Origin of the sequence: Stenotrophomonas sp. SBJS02 (assembly GCF_020428325.2) — a bacterium.
Classification (GTDB): Bacteria; Pseudomonadota; Gammaproteobacteria; order Xanthomonadales; family Xanthomonadaceae; genus Stenotrophomonas; species Stenotrophomonas africana.
In genome coordinates, this window is record NZ_CP109812.1 from 2318619 (window position 1) to 2336525 (window position 17907).

Below are 17907 nucleotides of genomic sequence, written 5' to 3' on the forward strand. Positions count from 1 at the left end.
CGCCAACCGGGGTGTGCGGCCCCTGAAGTTGGCTTTGCAGGAACCTTTCTCATGAACACCCAAGTCCTTTCCCGCCGTCGCAACCTTGGCATCATTGCCCACATCGACGCCGGCAAAACCACGCTGACCGAACGCCTGCTGTGGAAAAGCGGCGAAATCCACCGCGTCGGCGAAGTGCACGACGGCAATGCGACCACCGATTTCTCGGCGATCGAACGCGAGCGCGGCATCACCATCGGCGCTGCCGCCGTTCAGGCACAGTGGGCGCCGCGTGACCTGCCGCCGCATCGGCTGACCCTGATCGACACCCCCGGCCACATCGACTTCGCGATCGAAGTCGAGCGTTCACTGCGCGTGCTCGACGGCGCGGTGGCCGTGTTCTCGGCCGTGGACGGCGTGCAGCCGCAGTCCGAGACGGTGTGGCGCCAGGCGCGTCGCCATCGCGTGCCGCTGATCGCCTTCGTCAACAAGATGGACCGCGTCGGCGCGTCGTTCGAGCGCGTGCTGGAGCAGCTGCAGGACAAACTGCAGGCGCGGCCGTGGGCGCTGGGCGTGCCGCTGGGCAGCGAAAGCGGCTTCAACGGCTGGGTCGATCTGGTCGATGAGCGCGTGCTGCAGTGGCAGGACGGCGCGGCAGCGACGGTTACCCCGTGGGACGACGCGGCGCGGGCCCAGTGGCAAGCCCAACGCGATGCGCTGGTCGAGGCCGTGGCCGATCATGACGAGCAACTGGCCGATGCCTGGTTGGCAGGTTGCGTGATCGATGCCGGGATGCTGCGTGCGGCGATCCGCCGGGCGACGCTGGCGGGTGCGGGCGTGCCTGTGCTGGCCGGTGCTGCGTTCAAGGACAAGGGTATCGAGACGCTGCTGGACGCCGTGGTCGATTACCTGCCGTCGCCGCTGGATCGTCCTGCCGTCAGCGCCGAAAGCGATGAGGGCGAGGTGGTGCTGCCGCCGGATCCGGAGGGTCCGCTGGCCGGCCTGCTGTTCAAGATCACCCACCAGCAGCACGGCGCGCTGAGCTTCGTGCGGCTGTACTCGGGCACGTTGAAGGTGGGCGACGCGGTGGCCAGTTCGCAGCATCCGCAGGGTCGGCGCGTCAGCCGACTGGTGCGGGTGCAGGCCGACCAGACCCACGACATCGAGCAGGCCGTGGCCGGTGACATCGTCGCGGTGCTGGGCTGGAAAGATGCGGTCAGTGGCGAAACGCTGAGCGGCCGTGCGCAGCCGCTGCGCCTGGAGAACATCCAGGCCCAGGCGCCGGTGCTGGCCTGGCGATTGGAGCCAGCGCGTGCGGCCGACCTGATCCGGATGGCCCAAGGCCTGGCCAGCCTGGCCCAGGAAGATCCCTCGTTCCGCGTCGAAACTGATCGCGACACGGCGGAGACCCTGGTCTGGGGCATGGGCGAGCTGCACCTGGAGGTGATGGTCGAACGCCTGCGCAGTGAATGGAAGGTGGACGTGGGCGTGGGTGCGCCGCGCGTGGCCTACCAGGAGACGCCGATGCGTTCGATGACGGGTGTGGTCGGGCGGCTGGTCAAGCAGACCGGCGGCCAGGGTCAGTTCGCGCACGTGGTGCTGGATGTCTCGCCGCGCGAGGACGACCAGGTGGTGTTCAACGACCGCATCGTGGGTGGCGTGGTGCCGCGCAGCTTCATCGCCGCGGTGGAGAAGGGCGTACGTGCTGCGCTGTCGGAAGGGCCGCAGGGTCATCCGGTAGTCGGTATCGAGGTCAGTCTTGTCGATGGCCAGACCCACGCCAAGGATTCGTCGGAGATGGCGTTCCACCGTGCGGGTGCCGAGGCGATCAAGGCGGCGCTGGCCGAAGGTGGCACGCAGTTGCTGGAGCCGGTGATGGCGGTGACGGTGCACTCGCCGTCGGCGTCGGTGGGTGATGTGGTCGGCGACCTCAACCGTCGCCATGGTCGCATTGCCCGCATCGACGACCAGGAGGGTCGCGCCGAGGTCAGTGGCTTTGCGCCGCTGGCGCAGCTGGTGGGTTACACCACGTCGTTGCGTTCGCTCAGCCAGGGGCGGGCGAGCAGCGAGGCGCACCTGCACGGCTACGAGCCGGTACGTGCTGCATGAGGAAGGAGAGGGGAGCCCGTTCGCGGGCTCCTTTTTTTTGTGGCCGGAGCCGTACATCCACACATGGCGTGGATGCGGCCCTCGGGATGCGATTTTTTGCACTGCATCGCAACAAAACTGCAGAAAAAGCTGGATTAAAGTGATGCCTCACGATAAATTGCGCACCCCCCGTTGCTCGCCGCCGCCCGCACCCCTCTCATGCGTGATGACAAAGACCCCGGAACCCTGGAGCTGACCCTGCCGCGAAAGCGCGGGCGTCCGCCCAAGTTCGGGTACGCCATGAGTGACGCGCAGCGGGCGGCGCGGTACCGCGCACGCCGGGCAGGGCAGGCCAACCATGCCGATGTGCGTTCCTGTTCGGACATGGTGCTGCTGGACAAGATCCGCGCTGCGGTCAGCGCGCGCGACACCGAACTGGCCGGATTCCTGGTTCATGTCCTCTGGCAGCGCTACCCCCTGCAGCTGAAATAGGCCGTCGGTGGGGTGGCCGTTGTCATCGAGCTTGTTGATAATGCGGGATTCAGGTTGTTCCCGCTGGCGCGCCCGGGATGGCAGGCGCGCATGATCGAATGGTTCCCAAGATGACCACCACCAGCGACACCACCACCGAAGCGGCGCCGAGCGGCGCCCCCCTGTTCTACACCCGTCCGGTGCCGCTGCAGGCCGATGTGCACGCCGATCTGCGCATCCTGCCGGGCAGGCTCGAGTTTGCTGCTGGCAACAACGCCATTCCGCTGGTGCTCGGTGAGTTCTCGCTGGCGCTGCACCACTTCCCGATCCTGTTCGCTGGCCCGACCGCCGTGCCGATGGCCGCCGTCGGTGTTTCCGACCAGAACCTGTTCATCAAGGACGGCCTGTGGGAAGACGAGGCCTACATCCCGGCCTACCTGCGTCGCCATCCCTTCATCTTCATCGACACCGGTGCGGACAACGACTTCCTGCTGGGAATCGACGAAGAGAGCTCGCGCGTGGTCAAGGGCGGTGACGAAGGCCAGCCGCTGTTCGTGGACGGCAAGGCCACCGAGATGGTGCAGCAGGCGCTGGAGTTCTGCGGCCAGTACACCCGCGAGCACGAACAGACCCAGGCCTTCTCCAAGGCCCTGATCGACAACGGCCTGCTGGTCGAGCGCAATGCTACCGTGCGCACCCCGGATGGCCGCGAGTTCAATCTCAACGGCTTCCTGGTCGTGGACGTCGAGAAGTTCGTGGCGCTGCCGGAAGCGACTGTGATCGAGTGGCACCGCAGCGGCTGGCTGGCCCTGATCCACCAGCACCTGATGTCGCTGGGCCGTTTCAACGATCTGACCCGTCGCCAGGTCGAGCGCCTGGCGGCCTGATCAGTCAGGCGGCATGGCTTCCGTACTGCGGGAGCCATGCCAGCACTGCAGTACCTGCAGCAGACGCCGCACATCGGCCCAATCGGGTGCGGCGTCATTCCCGAGCTCCCACAGATCGGCCGCGATTCCGACCTGATCGGTTGCACCGCAGAACTGCAGCGTGCCCTGCAGGCGGTGTGCATGATGGCGCAATGCCGTCGCATCGCATTCTTCGGTGGCCCGCGCGATGCTCAGCAGCTCGCCGTTGATGTCGTCCAGATACGCCTGATCCAGCGGCGCCACGGTGTCCAGAGTCGTTCCCCCGGCCGCTAGCGGCAGCTCGAGTGCCTGCAGCAGCTGCCCGATCTGCAAGGGCTTGGCCAGGACCGCATGGAAACCTGCATCGCGGCAGCGGGCCCGATGCCTGCGGCCTGTCCGGGCAGACAGCGCAATCAGTCGCGGCGACGCGCCGGGCTGTCTGCGCAGCTGCCGGGCCAGCGTGTAGCCATCCATACCCTGCAGGCCGATGTCCACCAGCACGATCCGTCGTGGGTACCGGGCCTGCTCGGCCAGCGCATCGGCAGCGTCGGCCAAGGCATGCACGCCGGCCCCGAGGCGACGCAGTTGCTCGGCGATGATCTGGCGGTTCATTGCGTGATCTTCGACCAGCAACAATTCCAGACCGGAAAGTGGCAGACCGAAGGGGGGCCGCTCCGCTGGCGGCACGCCGGTCTTCGCGATCCGTGCCGGCAATCGCAGGGTAAACCGGCTGCCGCGACCGGGCACGCTGTGCAGGGCCAGTGTGCCACGCATGGCGTGCGCCAGTTCCCGGGCGATAGCGAGGCCCAAGCCGCTGCCGCCGCGCGCCTGCCCATCCTTGCCCTGCTGGAACGGCTGGAACAAGCGTGCAGCCTGCCTGGCATCGATGCCGATGCCGCTGTCGATCACATCGATCAGCAGTTCCTGCGGATCGATAGCGGGCCGCAGCTGTACGCGCAGATCAATCCCGCCGATATCGGTGAACTTCACCGCGTTGGCCAGCAGGTTGTCGACAATCTGCCGCAGGCCTTCGGGATCGAGGATGACCGCGGGTGCTCGCTCTGGGATGGCTTCGAAGCGCAGCTCCAGCCCCTTCAGCAGCGCCTGTGGGCGGATGGCGTCCAGCGACTGCCGGCAGAGCAGAAGCACATCGCAGGGCTGTGCGAGCGGTATGAATCCGCCCTCGGCCAGACGCGCGAATTCCAACGAGCGATTCAACATGCCGCGCAACGCATGGCCAGCCGCCTTGGCGGCGGCAAGTAGTTCGCGCTGGTGCGTGGGCGTGGGCGATTGACCGAGTAGATCGATCGAGGCGAGCACGACCTGGGCCGAATTGCGTATCTCGTGGCTGATCACACCCGCTGCGCGCGCCTGCTTGCGCGGGTCACGGTCCCGCTGCGGGTGCCGCGAAAGCCAGAGCACGGGAAGTCCGGCCAGCAGGGCAAGCGCGGCCAACAGCCAGGCCTGGGGCGGCATGCGCATCCAGCCGATCACCTCATCGGCCTGGGCCGGAAGTATCTGCAATGCCCAGAGCTGCAGCAGGCCGGCATGCTCTTCCAGTGTGATGTCGTGCAGGGCCTGATCGATGCGCGCCAGCAATTGCTGGTCCTCCCGGCGGACCAGCAGGCGCATGTCGGTGGAGAATCCCATCTGGAACGGCTGCACCTGCAACGTGCTGGCGAAGTGTTGCCGGATCATCGGTTGCAGTGTGGTTTCCACTCCGATCGCAACATCGGCCATGCCGGCCTCCACGGCGGACAGGGTGGCATGGCGATCAGGCAGGTGCAGCAGCGGGACCCGCGGGTGATGGGCGGCCAGCCATTCGGCATACGGCCCGCCGTTGACCACCGCCAGTGTGCGGCCGTGCAGTTGCGTGATGTCGTGTGGCAATCGGTCATCCGTGCGCCCGGCCAGCAGGGTCCGGCCGCCGCGGAAGGGGGCAGAGGACGCCAGGTGGTTGCAGGGCGGCCGCGGATGCCCGGCCGCCCCGACCACCAGCACGAGGTCGGCGTCGCCACGGCATACGGCGTGCAGTGATGTGTCGGTACTGGGGTAGGGGTGCTCCTTGAACTGCAATCCGGAGTGTCGTGCCACGAGATCGGCGTAGCCGTGCGCGAGGGTGGGCAACGATGCCGTATCCGCCAGGCCTGCTGGCAATGGACGCAGCGACGGAGCGGTGGCGACGCGGACTTCGCGACCGGGCGGCCACCGATGCGACTGCGCGTCCTCGGCCGAAGCGGCCGGCAGCAGAAGCAGTGCCAGCAGCAGGAGGAAGGGGGCAAGCCGGCGGGGAGGATCGCGCCGCTTCACGGGGCGTCCTGCGAGCGCCGCATGGCGTAGATTTCGGCATCGTTGCGCAGCCCGAGCTTGCGCAGGACGGCGACCTTCTGCGTGCTGACGGTCTTGACGCTGCGGTGGCGGTGCCGCGCGATCTCGGAGACGGTCAGGCCCGTCAGCAGCAGGTCCAGTACCTCACGCTCGTTGCGGCTGAGCTCAGCGTAGTCCGCCGGAACGGAGTAGTCGGGTGGCAGCCGCTCCAGCCCCTGTGAAACACGAATGATTGCTTCGGACAGCATGGGAAGGGGCTCGGTTTTGCTGACGACGCCACTGATGCCTGCCATGAGCAGGTGGTGGAGACGAGTGCAGGGGGAGAGGGTGGCGAAGGCGAGCAGCGGTGTCTCCGGGAATGCCGCGCGCAGCAGGGGGATCAGTTCTGTGCTGCTGCGGTCGCCACGCGCCAGCGTCAGATCGATGACGGCGACATCCACCCGCGTCTGTTGCAGCGTCTGGATGAAGGCATCGCTGTGCCCATGGCTGGCGATGATCCTGAAGCGGGCGTCCTGTGACAGGTGCAGGGCAGTGCCACGACGGACGATTTCATGGTCGTCCAGGAGCGCAAGGCGCAGTCGGCGCGGTGCGGGATGTCCTTTCATGCGCAGGGAGGTGATCGGCGCCCGGGGGCGTGGCGATCATTCTGGCGCTGGCGCCCTGCTGATCATCGAATCTGCAGGTATTTTGCGATTATTCCTAAGAATCGATGGATTGTGACCATCGATTCGCACCGATTGATTGAACTGATGGATCGCCAGGCCGGCATCAAGCGATTCGCGGGCAGCAGGTAGGCGCCCTGCTTCTGGATGAGCGGGCAAACAAGGATGCGTTGTCTCACAACGAAATGTACTTGCGTGGTGAGGCGCATGTTCCATGCGAGCCGATGGCTTCCGCATGGAAGTCAGGCGTATCAGCGTGACGCGTCATGCCGGGCGGCGCACCTCATGGACAGTTGCCATTTCCGTGCAGTGCACGCGCCATCTCGCTGGTTGCCACCCAGCCCAACCCGGCATACAGCGGAATCGCCTGGGCAGTGGCATGCAGGATTGTGTAGCTCACCTTCCGTTCGGCGAACGCGTCATCGGCCATCTGCTCCAGTACGTCCGCTGGGCGGCCACTCTCGCGGAACATCGCCTCGCGATGGGCGCAGATCAGATCCAGGTCAGCGGGGTGCAAGGGGCGAATCGCAAGGCCGTCCCATGCCTGCGCGTCTGTCTTTCCGGGGTGTTCGCTCATCGTCCGCCTCATCCGTTTAAACCTTTCTGGCAACCCCCTGCATCGTATCTGCATGGAGCATGGCGAACGCAGGGGGATGCACCTTCCATGATGGGCTATTACCTGAAGCTGGCGCTGCACAACGCCAGGCGCAATACGATCATGACCGCATTGATGGTGCTGGCGGTTGCCGTGGGAATCGGCGCCAGCATGACCACGCTGACCGTCACCCACCTGCTTTCCGGAGATCCGCTGCCCGGCCGCAGCGATCGGATCTTCTATCCGCAGGTGGATGTCGATCCCGGATCGAAAGGGCGCGAGCCGCACGACGTGCTCGACTACCGGACCGCGCATGATCTCTGGTCATCCGGCCAGGCGGACCGCCAGACCATGGTGGTGGTCAATCCGCTGAAGCTCCGTTCGGATCTGGCCGGGATGGCGCCGCTGATGGGATCTTCGATCTCGACCACGGCGGACTTCTTCCCCATGTTCGAGGTGCCCTTTCAGTATGGCCGCGCCTGGACGACCGAGGATGACCAGCGTCGCGGCCGCGTCGCGGTCATCTCGGCCCGGTTGAACCAGCGCCTGTTCGGGGGCCGCGACAGTGTCGGACAGACCCTTCGGGTCAAGGACACCCATGTGCAGGTCATCGGCGTGCTGGATCACTGGCGGCCCTCTCCCTTGTTCTACAAGATCAGGGGCGGGCGGTTCTCGGGGGGAGAGACCTCAAGCTTCTACGCCGCGGCCGATGACATCTATCTGCCGATGTCGACCAGCCTGGATATCAACGAGGGCGACTTCCAGCCTTTTACCTGCTGGGCGACGCCCGAGACCCCGGGCGTGCTGCAGAACTCGCCCTGCGTGGCGGTCGCGGTCTGGGTGGAGCTCGGCAGCCCGGAGAAGGTGGCCAGCTATCGTCACTACCTGTCCAACTACGCGGGCGAACAACAGCGTCTGGGGCGCATCCGGCACGCGGACAACACCCGGCTCCGTTCGTTGATGGAGTGGCTGGACTTCAACCAGGTGGTGCCAAGTGACGTGAAGGTGCAGACGGTGCTGTCCTTTGCGTTCCTGGTGGTCTGCCTGGCCAATGTCGTCGGGCTGCTGCTGGCGCGCTTCCTGCGCCACGGTGGAGAAATCGGCCTGCGGCGCGCGCTGGGTGCCAGCCGGCGTGCGGTGTTCACACAATGCATGCTGGAAGCGGGGCTGATCGGTGTTGCCGGAGGGGTGGGCGGGCTGCTGCTGACCCTGCTGGGCCTGTGGGTGATCCGTGTCCAGCCGGTTGCCTACGCGGACCTGATGCATCTGGACCTGGCCATGTTCATGACCCTCTTTGGCCTTTCCCTGTTGGCCAGCCTGGTGGCAGGCGCGATTCCCGCCTATCGCGCCAGTTCGATCCAGCCTGTGGCGCAGCTCAAGCTGCTGTAAAGGAAACGATCATGCAAACCGGACTGATCATCGCAGCGCTGCGCAAGCACCGGCTGGCCACCCTGTTGATCGCAATGGAGATCGCGCTGGCGTGCGCTGTGCTGTGCAATGCCATCTTCATGCTCACGCAGAAGGGGCGTGTACTGAACCTGGACAGTGGCATCGCCGAGTCGTCACTGGGCATCGTGCAGCTCTCCGGATTCGACGCCGCGCAGGCCGCCGATCTGAATGCCCGTGTGACCGGCGCGCTGCACGCGATTCCGGGCGTAACGTCGGTCGGCATCATCAGCGCCGTTCCGTTCGGTGAACCGGGCGTCCGCGCAGGCGTTCATACCGATGAGAGCGGCAAGGTCTTCGGTGGGGTCCTCGACTTCTACCTGGGTGACGCGGCGGCGATCCAGGCGCTGGATCTGAAGCTGTTGGCCGGGCGCTTGCCGGATGCCGCCGAGTACGCGCCGATCGGGCAGTACGTGCCCGCCAATGCGCCGATCCTGGTAACCCGGCAGCTGGCGGAGCGCTACTGGCCCGGTGAGCCGGCGGTCGGACACAGCCTGTGGTCGATGGACAGCCGTTTCACCGTCATCGGCGTGGTCGAGCACCTGGCCGTATCACAACCCGGTGGAGGGGAGGCGCTGGGTAACGACTGGTCCGTGCTGATGCCGGCCAAGCCGGGTCCGCAGTTGGCGGGGCGCTACCTGGTGCGGGCCGCGCCCGGAGCGCTGCCCCGGGTGATGGCCGACGCACAGCGGGCGGTGGCGGCAGTGGCCCCCGACGTGGTGTTCGACCAGGCCGCCAGCCGCACCGTCGCCGAGCTGCGCGCGGGCTATTTTCACGGGGGGCGGTTGATGATGGCCCTGTTGGCGGGCGTGATCGTCGCGCTGCTGGGGGCCACCGCGCTGGGCATTGTCGGCCTTGCCAGCTACTGGGTAGAGCAGCGGCGCAGGCAGATCGGGATCCGCCGTGCGCTGGGTGCAACCCGCCGCGACATCCTGCGTTACTTCCAGCTGGAGAACTTCCTGGTCGTGAGCTTGGGTGTCGTCGCTGGTGCGCTGCTCGCCTATGCATTCAACCTTGGTCTGATGCGGTTCTACGAACTGCCACGGCTCCCCTTGGCGTACCTGCCGGTCAGTGCGCTGGCGTTGTGGCTGCTGGGGCAGGTGGCGGTGCTTGCACCTGCATTGAGGGCATCGTCGATCATGCCCGTGCAGGCCATCCGGTCTGCCTGATTTCCGTTGCTCAGGACGCTCTGCGGACGCACCCGGCATCGTGGGTGCGCGCCGTCTGGCCGGCGCGCAGTGTCCCTGCATTCGCGGGCTTCTGGGGAGTGCATCATCGCACCGACTGCGGCACGCGTCGCAGCTTGCGGGTGTCATAGCCCATCGCGGCAATGCGCTGCACCGCCTGCTGGTAGTCACTGTCCGACACCTGCGGGGTGCGGGCCATGTACCAGACGTAATCGCGCTTGCTTCGCGCCACGATGGTCTGGCGGTAGCTTTCGTCGAGCCAGGCGATCACGTACTCAGCCTGGATCGGCCAGATGAACTGCATGCCCCAGACCGCACCATTGCCTTCCTTCTCGACACGGCCGATGGGATGCATCGACTTCTGTGGTGCATCGAAGCTGCCTTTGCGGTAGGTGAAGGTGGTCTGGATGCGTCCATCGGGGCGCAGTGCATAGCTCTCCACGGCGTCGAAGGCCTCGCGTTCAGGGCGCGATGGGATATGCGCGATCACGTACCAGTCGCCCATGAAACGCGGCACATCCACCGACGGCGGACGCGGCAGCGGGCGGGTATCGCTGGAACTGCAGCCGGAACCGAACAGGCCGACCGCGATCAGGGGAAGCAGCGAAAACATGCGCATGGGGGACCTCAGCGGGGGCGGAACAGATAGTGGGCCACCAGCCACTGCTGGCCGTCGTCGTAGCCGAACAGCTCGGCGCATGCCATCCAGAACATCCGCCAGCGCTGCCACCAGATCTTCGCTGCAGCCTGGCCGTAGGTGGCGATCAATACCGGCATCACCTGCTCGCGGGCTGCATCCTGGTTGGCCAGCCAGTGGTCGGCCGTGCGCTGGTAGTGGGTACCGTCCAGTAGCCAGCGCTGGTCCAGGCACAGGTCGCGCTGGAAATGCAGCAGCGTGTCGGCCGCAGGCATCAATCCGCCGGTGAAAAAGTGGCGGCCCATCCAATTGTCACCACCGTCTGTCTCGAACGGATACATCACCGTGCGATGGGCGAAGATGTGCACGAACAGCGCGCCATCCGGTTTCAACCACCGTGCGATGCCGGCCAGTAGGCGCTCGTAGTTGCGCACGTGCTCGAACATCTCCACTGAGACGCAGCGGTCGAACCGCGCTGTCGGCAGGTCGAGTTGGTTGACGTCACACGTCAGCACCTCGACGTTGCCCAGGCCGCGCGCCTGGCACTGCGCCATGATGTGCTGGCGTTGGCTGTGCGAGTTGGACACAGCGGTGATACGCGCCTGCGGATAGCGTTCGGCCATCCACAGGGTCAGTGAGCCCCAGCCGCAGCCCAGCTCAAGAATCTGCTGGCCATCGGCCAGTTCGGCGCGCTGGCCGTACAATTCCAGCATGGCGTCCTCCGCCTGGTCCAGCGTTTCGCGCCCGGTAGGGTAGTAGCAGCTGCTGTACTTCAGCCGCTTGCCCAGGCAGGCTTGGAAGAATGCCGCAGGAACTTCATAGTGCTGGCGGTTGGCCGCGTCGGTATGCAGCGCGAGCGGGCTGTCGGCCAGCTCGGCGATGCGCTGGCTGAAGCGTGCGGATTGGCCTTCGATGCCACCTTCGCTTTCCTCATGCAGGCGTTGCGCGCACAAGCGGCGGATACCCGCGCGCAGCGCCGCATCGGGGACCAGTCCGCGTTCGGCCCAGGCGATCAGCCCGGTTTCCGCATCTTCGGCTGGATTCAGTGACGGGATCGCGCTCATGCGGAATGCTCCTTGGAAGAACGGGGAAACCAGGGAAAGAACATCGGCGTGCTGCGCTGGTAGTCGCGGTAGTCATCGCCACGGCTGCGCAGCGCCTGCTTCTCTGTGAATGGAATACCGCTGAGGTAGCGCAGGAACACGTACATCAGCAGCGGGCCGGCCCAGGCCAGCCACCACAGTGGTGAGCCGACCGCGAGCAGGACGTAGCTGAACCAGTGCAGCCACTCGAAGAAGTAGTTGGGATGGCGGGAATAACGCCACAGCCCCTCGCGGCAGGTGCGGCCCTTGTTCGCCGGATCGGCGCGGAAGCGGGCCAACTGATGGTCGGCCAGGCTTTCGCCGCCGACGCTCAGCAGCCAGACCAGCGCTGCAGCCACCACCCACAGGGTCAGGTCGGCCCGCGGATTGGCAGCCACCGCGACGAAGGGCAGGGCGAACAGGACGATCAGCAGCGCCTGCGCCATGAAGAAACCGAAGATCTTGCCCTGGTGGCCCTGCCAGTATTCGCGCAGATAACGATAGCGCCCGTCTTCCGGTTCGCTGCGAACCCGGTGCCACAGATGCAGGGCCAGTCGGCTACCCCACAGGCCGCCGAGTATGCCCAGCGCAACCCGTGGCACCATCGCGCCATCGCCGAGCAGCGCCAGCAGCAGGGCGGAGGCGCCCACGCCCTTGGCCCAGAGCACATCGACCACGCCGATGTTGTGGCGGCGGCGCTGCCAGGCCCAGCCCCAGCTCATCACCAACACGGCATACAACAGGACCCACAACAGATTGATCATGATGGTGCTCCGGCCAAAGGCGGGGGGGTGATGCGCGAGCCACGACGGGCGACCTGGCACAGCAGTGAAAGCGCGATGCTCCAGCCCACACCCAGCATCAACGGCCCCTGCCACAGCGGCGCTGTGAACCGGACCGCATCGAATCCCCGCGCTGCGGAGAGATAGGCCAGCGGTGCCAGCAGCAGGCCGAACAGGGCCGGCAGGGCGAGGTGCCGCTGCAGGAAACGCATCGACCTGGTCAGCGTCATCGCGAACGCCGCCCACAACGCCATGATCCAGGGCGGCGGCACCCAACCCAACGGGGCTGCCGCGTAGCGCACCGTGCCGCTGGCGGCGGCACTGGCGTCGACCAGCCATGCGCAGGCCAGCGCCAGCATCATCAGCCGGACGTCCAGCCGCACCTGCGGCGAGGTCAGCAGCTGGCTGCCGATGTAAAGCAACGCTGCCAGCAGCGCCGGCCATTGCAGGCCGTGCCCGGCACCGGCTACGGCACAGAGCCAGACCAGCTGGTTGCCAAGCAGATTGCCCCATGGCCGGCGCATCTCAGGTGGCCTGGCCGGGCGGGACGGCGGGCCGATGGCCGGGACGTGCGAGAACCAGATGCGATACGCCGATCGAACGCTCGAGGAACCCACCCTCGCAGTAGGCCAGGTAGAACTCCCACATCCGGCAGAAGCGGGCGTCGAAGCCCTGCGCCTGTACCGTAGGCAGCTGCGCCAGGAAGCGCTGGCGCCAGGCGCGCAGCGTCAGTGCATAGGAGTGTCCGAAGTCCTGCTGCGCGATCAGTTGCAGGTCGCTGGATCGGGTCTTGGCGGCCATGATCGCGTTGATCGACGGAATGAAGCTGCCCGGGAATACATAGCGTTTGATGTAGTCGACGCTGCGCCGGGCCTGCTCGTAGCGATGGTCCTCGATGGTGATGGCCTGCAGCAGGGCAACGCCATCCGGTTTCAGCAGCCGCTGCAACGTGGCCATGTAGGTGTCCAGGTACTCTGCGCCGATGGCTTCGATCATCTCGATCGACACCAGTTTGTCGTACTGGCCCTGCAGGTCGCGGTAGTCCTGCATCAGCAGCGTGACCCGGTCCTGCAGGCCGGCGGCGCGGACACGCTCGGCCGCCAGTGCGTGCTGTTCTGCGGAGATGGTGGTGGTGGTGACATGGCAGCCATAGTGCTGCGCTGCATGCACGGCAAAGCCGCCCCAGCCCGTGCCGATCTCGACCACGCGGTCGCCGGGCTTCAGCGCCAGCTGTTGGCAGATCCGATCCAGCTTGCGGCGCGAGGCGGACTCCAGCGATTCGGATTCGCTGGTGAACAGCGCCGACGAATACATCAGGTCCGGCGACAGGAACAGGGCGAAGAAATCGTTGCCGAGGTCGTAGTGCGCGGCGATGTTACGGCGGCTGCCTTCACGGCTGTTGCGGCGCAGGCGGTTCCAGCCGCGCAGCAGCCAGCCCCCCACGCGCGCCGGGCCACGTTCCATGCCGTCGAGCAGATCGCGATTGCGCACCAGCAGGCGTATCAGTGCGACCAGGTCGTCACAGTGCCACTCGCCGTGGATGTAGCTTTCTCCTGCGCCGACGCTGCCCTGTGCCGCGACCTTTCTATAGAACGCGGGATCATCAATGGTGACGGTGACATGCAGTTCGCCGCGGGCATCGCCCAGCCAGACTTCGCCAAGCGCGTCGCGCACGCACAGGCGGCCGTCGCGTAGCGGCGCAAGCTGGGCCAGCAGGCGGCGGCGCAGGAAGGCATCCAGTGTGCCGGGGCGCGGCAGCGCGACCGAAGGAGTCATCGAATTCATCGCGGTTTCTCGGCAAGGGTGGGGTGGTCGTGCACGGGGTTGCGCTTCAACCACAGCCGCAGCGCGTGCCAGTGGATGGCGGCCACCACCTGGGTAGTCATCAGTGGGTAGCAGGCCAGGACACGGGCCAGCCCGCGGCCGTCCAGGGCGTGCCGCTGCATGGCCTGGGTGGCATCGAACTGGCACAGGCCGTCGCGCCAGACCTGCATGTGCACGCGCAGGTCCTGGCCCGGGCGGTTGAACCGCCAGTCGTAGTTGCAGTCCATCGGCATGAACGGCGATACATGGAAGCGCTTGTCGAACTGCCAACGCAGTGAACTGCCTTGGTGCGTGGCGGTAGCGACCGGCAGCACATAGGCGTGCCGTTCCTTCCAGGGCGTGTTGGTGATCTCGGCGACGATGCAGTCCAGCGTGCTGCCGTCGGCCTGGTAGCAGTAGTAGAAGCTGACCGGGTTGAACACATGCCCGGCGAAGCGAAGATGGGTGAGCAGTCGTACCGGGCCGATAGGCCTGTAACCGAGCGTGGCTGCAGCATGGTCGCGCACAGCATCGGCCAGCGGCTGCGCCCGGTCACCGAAGTAGTCGCTGCGGCGGAACTCGGCGAGATTGCGCCGATTGACCGACCACAACCAACGCCCGGCGAACACCGTATCGAGTTCATCCAGATCGAGCAGCAGCTGCGCGATCGGGTAACGGAATGCGTGCGGATGCGGATGATGCCGGCGATGCATCACCTGCCCGAAATAGAGCGCACTGGCGCTCATGCCGCCACCTCGCCCGGAGCCTGTGCCCGCTGGTGTGGCGCGCAGGCCTGCAGGGCGTCGACCACGCGTCGGGCACTGCGGATACCATCCTCGTGGAAGCCCCAACCCCAATAGGCGCCTGCAAACCAGGTGTGGCGACGGCCCTGCAGTTCCGCCCAGCGCTGCTGCGCCCGCACTGCGGCGTGGTCGTGTACCGGGTGCGCGTAATGCAGGGTTCGCAGCACCTTGGTGGGGTCGATTGCCTCGCTGCGGTTAAGCGTCACTACCAGGGGGGTGTCGCCGGGCAGGCCCTGCAGCAGATTCATGCAGTAGCTGACGGTGCAGGGCGCGGCGCGATCCTGCGGCACGTGCGCGTTCCACGCTGCCCAGGCCTTGCGGTTGCGCGGCAGCAACGAGGCATCGGTATGCAGCACCGCCTCGTTGGACTGATAGCGGATGGCGCCCAGCACCTCACGCTCGCCAGCGTCGGCATCGGCCAGCAGGGCCAGCGCCTGGTCGCTGTGGCAGGCCAGGATCACTTCGTCGAAGGCCTCCACGCCAGCAGCGCTGTGCACGCGTGCGCCCCAGGGCATGCGTTCGACGGTGCTGACGGGGCATTGCAGCCGCTCATGCACGCGCCAGCGGCGACGCAGCGCATCCACGTAGCGCGCCGATCCGCCGCTGACTACCCGCCAGCTCGGGCGGCCGGTCATCTGCAGCATCTGGTGATTGGCCATGAACTGGGCCAGGTAGCGCGCCGGGAAGTCCTGTACGGTGACCGCCGGTGAGGACCACAGTGCCGAGGCCATCGGCAGCAGGTGCTCGTCGATGAACGCCTGGCCATAGCGCTGGCTGCGCAGGTACTCGCCCAGCGTGGGGCCGTCTTCTTCGGCCAGCAGCAACGGCGCGTCACGATAGAAGCGGCGAAGGTCGGCCAGCATGCCCCAGAAACGCGGCGATACCAGGTTGCGGCGCTGGCAGAACAGCCCATCCAGCGAGGTGGCGTTGTACTCCACGCCGCTGCGCTCACTGTGCATGGAGAAGCTCATCGTGGTCGGTTGCGAGGCTACACCCAGCTCGTCGAACAGCGCCGTCAGCAGCGGATAGTGCTGGGGGTTGAACACAATGAAACCGGTATCCACCGCCAGGCGTGCGCCATCGACCTGCACGTCGTGGGTGTGGGTGTGGCCGCCAAGGTAGTCGTTAGCCTCGAACAGCGTGACGTCGTGCTGGCCATCCAGCCACCAGGCACTGGCCAGCCCCGCGATACCCGAGCCGATGATCGCGATACGCACGTCAGTACCTCGCCTTGGCCAGAACCCACTCGGGGATGGGCTTGAGCCCTTTGACCAGGCCCAACATCGACATCGCGCGCAGTCCGTACCAGGTCAGGTCCACTTCCCACCAGCGGAATCCCTGGCGAACGGTGCCGGGGAAGAAATGATGGTTGTTGTGCCAGCCTTCGCCGAAGGTGAGCAGCGCCAGCCACAGATTGTTGCGGCTGTCGTCGCGGGTCTCGAAGCGGCGGCGACCGAAACGATGCGCCAGCGAGTTGATCGTGACGGTGGCATGGAACAGCACGATGGTGGAAATGAAGAAGCCCCAGACCAGCAACTGCGGTCCCGAGGTGTGCAGGCCAGGCGCCCAGCGCTCCAGGGCGGCGCCCAGTGCGTACAGCGCTGCGGCCAGCACGACCGGCACTGCGGTATCGAAGCGGTCGAGCCAGCGCAGCTCGGGGAAGCGCGCCAGGTCGGGTACCCGCGACAGATCCGTGGTGAAGGCTTCGCGGGTCAGGAACCAGCCCATGTGGCTGCGCCAGAAGCCGCCTTCGCGAGGCGAGTGCGGATCCAATGGCTGGTCGGCGTGACGATGGTGGTGGCGATGATGGGCAGCCCACCACAGCGGACCGCGCTGCACGCTGGAAGCGCCAATGACAGCGAACACGAACTGCACCGTTCGTGACGCCTGGAAGGTGCGGTGCGAGAAGTAGCGGTGATAGAACGCGGTGATGGCGAACATGCGCACCGCATAAAGCGCCATGGCCACGGCGATCGCCGTCCACGACACACCTACCCAGACCACCGCGATGCACGCCAGGTGCATCAATGCGAAGGGTACCGCGCGCAACCAGTCGATGCGGCCGGGCCGTTCACCGGTGGCCACTACGCCATTGCCGGTATCGAACCAGCTCTGGAACGTACGCAGCAGGCGCCAGCGTCGACGGGGGAGGGGCGCTACAGAGGCCATGGCGGATCTCGGCGGGTGTCTTGGCTATCTGTACGCAGCAGAGCGTGCAGTGGATGCGGCGCGACACGGAAAATTTAGCCTTCACCCGGGCGTCACGGTGCAGCGGTCAACCAAGGGCTGCGTCCATACCCGCTGCCAGTCGCTTGCCGGTCGCTCGGCAGCTGGCGAGCTGAAGCGCACCGTCACCGGCGGGTAGCTGCCGCGGGCATCACGCAGGTTGCTGGTGCCTCGGAACTCCAGCAAGCGACGGTCCGCGTTGGCATAGACCAGTGACAGGCGGGGCGCGACGCCGCCGTACCAGGTGTCCAGACTGACGTCGATCGATTGGCCATCGATACCCTGCCAACGTACCGGACCGATGCGCCGCACCTGCACCGGGAAATAGCGCTGCCGTCCCGGCACCAGGAAGGGCAGGCTGATGCGTTCGCCGCGCAGCAGCGCCGACCAGTGCGCGCGCACCGCGGCGTCGAACCCTGCATCGATCACCGCGTCCGGCGGCAGTTCAAGCTGGCGACGCCGCAGCTCGCTGGCGGCATCCTCCTTCCAGGCAATCGACACCGAGTCGCCAGTGGCATCGACTACAGCGGCCTGGCCGCTGCGGCGGTCTTCCAGCGAGTAACCCCGTGCCTGCGGGCGGGCACTGGCGGGCAGATGCTTGCGGGAGAAGGGCTGGCCATCCGGGCACTGGTACAGCACCCAGCGCTCGGCACCCTCCGTTGCCTCTCGCCGCCAGTGCACTTCACGGTAGAGGATGTCGCCCTGCGCGGAGGTAGCCACGCCCTCACTTCGCAGCCAGGGGGCCGCCAGCGCGGCATGGGGCAGGCACAGCAGCAGCCAGGCAGTGCGCATGGTCTTCATCCGGAGCGGGAGGGCTCAGTTGATACGGCGAGGGCGGCCGGTTGGATGCGCAGTTCCGGCTGCATCCAATTGCTGCCCCCGCGCGTACAGAGGACAGACCTTCACCCGCCCG

The 17907-nt window shown here is 66.5% G+C and carries 17 protein-coding genes; 5 read left to right on the forward strand and 12 right to left on the reverse strand.

Going from position 1 to position 17907, the window contains the following annotated elements; all coding sequences use genetic code 11:
* Positions 1–51: 51 nt before the first annotated feature.
* The 3 genes from fusA (at position 52) to FQS62_RS10880 (ending at position 3425) form a co-directional block, all read left to right on the forward strand.
* Complete coding sequence (fusA, locus tag FQS62_RS10870) at positions 52–2088, forward strand: elongation factor G (RefSeq protein ID WP_208044083.1); 2037 nt, start codon at positions 52–54, stop codon at positions 2086–2088.
* 198 nt (positions 2089–2286) lie between these two features.
* Positions 2287–2559, forward strand: a complete 273-nt coding sequence (locus tag FQS62_RS10875; protein WP_005409616.1) for a hypothetical protein — start codon at positions 2287–2289, stop codon at positions 2557–2559.
* A 110-nt stretch (positions 2560–2669) separates the two neighbouring features.
* Complete coding sequence (locus tag FQS62_RS10880) at positions 2670–3425, forward strand: SapC family protein (protein ID WP_099589547.1); 756 nt, start codon at positions 2670–2672, stop codon at positions 3423–3425.
* Here FQS62_RS10880 and FQS62_RS10885 read toward each other — a convergent pair whose 3' ends face one another.
* From FQS62_RS10885 to FQS62_RS10895, 3 genes are all read right to left on the reverse strand, one after another.
* The gene (locus FQS62_RS10885; protein WP_226053462.1) at positions 3426–5753 is read right to left on the reverse strand and encodes an ATP-binding protein; all 2328 of its coding nucleotides are present in this window, start codon (positions 5751–5753) and stop codon (positions 3426–3428) included.
* A complete protein-coding gene (locus tag FQS62_RS10890; protein ID WP_088479366.1) occupies positions 5750–6376 on the reverse strand; it encodes a response regulator transcription factor in 627 nt (208 codons plus the stop codon). Before FQS62_RS10890 ends, FQS62_RS10885 begins: the two co-directional genes overlap by 4 nt.
* A gap of 340 nt (positions 6377–6716) precedes the next feature.
* On the reverse strand, positions 6717–6950 hold the full coding sequence (locus FQS62_RS10895) for a hypothetical protein (protein WP_243747426.1): 234 nt from the start codon (positions 6948–6950) through the stop codon (positions 6717–6719).
* A 147-nt stretch (positions 6951–7097) separates the two neighbouring features.
* Here FQS62_RS10895 and FQS62_RS10900 point away from each other — a divergent pair, with 147 nt between their 5' ends.
* Positions 7098–8417, forward strand: a complete 1320-nt coding sequence (locus FQS62_RS10900; protein WP_088479367.1) for an ABC transporter permease — start codon at positions 7098–7100, stop codon at positions 8415–8417.
* 11 nt (positions 8418–8428) lie between these two features.
* A complete protein-coding gene (locus FQS62_RS10905) occupies positions 8429–9643 on the forward strand; it encodes an ABC transporter permease (RefSeq protein WP_208044085.1) in 1215 nt (404 codons plus the stop codon).
* A 103-nt stretch (positions 9644–9746) separates the two neighbouring features.
* Here FQS62_RS10905 and FQS62_RS10910 read toward each other — a convergent pair whose 3' ends face one another.
* The 9 genes from FQS62_RS10910 to FQS62_RS10950 all read right to left on the reverse strand — a co-directional run bounded on the left by FQS62_RS10910 (position 9747) and on the right by FQS62_RS10950 (position 17786).
* Positions 9747–10280, reverse strand: a complete 534-nt coding sequence (locus FQS62_RS10910) for a lipocalin family protein (protein WP_049449500.1) — start codon at positions 10278–10280, stop codon at positions 9747–9749.
* Positions 10281–10288: 8 nt separating this feature from the next.
* A complete protein-coding gene (locus FQS62_RS10915; RefSeq protein ID WP_208044086.1) occupies positions 10289–11362 on the reverse strand; it encodes an SAM-dependent methyltransferase in 1074 nt (357 codons plus the stop codon).
* Positions 11359–12144, reverse strand: a complete 786-nt coding sequence (locus FQS62_RS10920) for a DUF1295 domain-containing protein (protein WP_107379577.1) — start codon at positions 12142–12144, stop codon at positions 11359–11361. The genes FQS62_RS10915 and FQS62_RS10920 overlap by 4 nt, the downstream gene beginning before the upstream one ends.
* Entirely contained in the window at positions 12141–12686 is a 546-nt protein-coding gene (locus tag FQS62_RS10925; protein WP_208044087.1) for a DUF2878 domain-containing protein, read from the reverse strand. Before FQS62_RS10925 ends, FQS62_RS10920 begins: the two co-directional genes overlap by 4 nt.
* 1 nt (position 12687) lies before the next feature.
* The gene (locus FQS62_RS10930; protein WP_208044088.1) at positions 12688–13947 is read right to left on the reverse strand and encodes an SAM-dependent methyltransferase; all 1260 of its coding nucleotides are present in this window, start codon (positions 13945–13947) and stop codon (positions 12688–12690) included.
* Positions 13944–14711 (reverse strand): DUF1365 domain-containing protein, encoded by a 768-nt coding sequence (locus FQS62_RS10935; RefSeq protein WP_088479374.1) that lies wholly within the window; start codon positions 14709–14711, stop codon positions 13944–13946. The genes FQS62_RS10930 and FQS62_RS10935 overlap by 4 nt, the downstream gene beginning before the upstream one ends.
* Entirely contained in the window at positions 14708–15985 is a 1278-nt protein-coding gene (locus FQS62_RS10940) for an NAD(P)/FAD-dependent oxidoreductase (RefSeq protein ID WP_049449490.1), read from the reverse strand. The genes FQS62_RS10935 and FQS62_RS10940 overlap by 4 nt, the downstream gene beginning before the upstream one ends.
* Position 15986: 1 nt before the next feature.
* Entirely contained in the window at positions 15987–16937 is a 951-nt protein-coding gene (locus tag FQS62_RS10945) for an acyl-CoA desaturase (protein WP_208044089.1), read from the reverse strand.
* A gap of 81 nt (positions 16938–17018) precedes the next feature.
* Positions 17019–17786 (reverse strand): hypothetical protein, encoded by a 768-nt coding sequence (locus FQS62_RS10950; RefSeq protein ID WP_208044090.1) that lies wholly within the window; start codon positions 17784–17786, stop codon positions 17019–17021.
* Positions 17787–17907 lie beyond the last annotated feature (121 nt).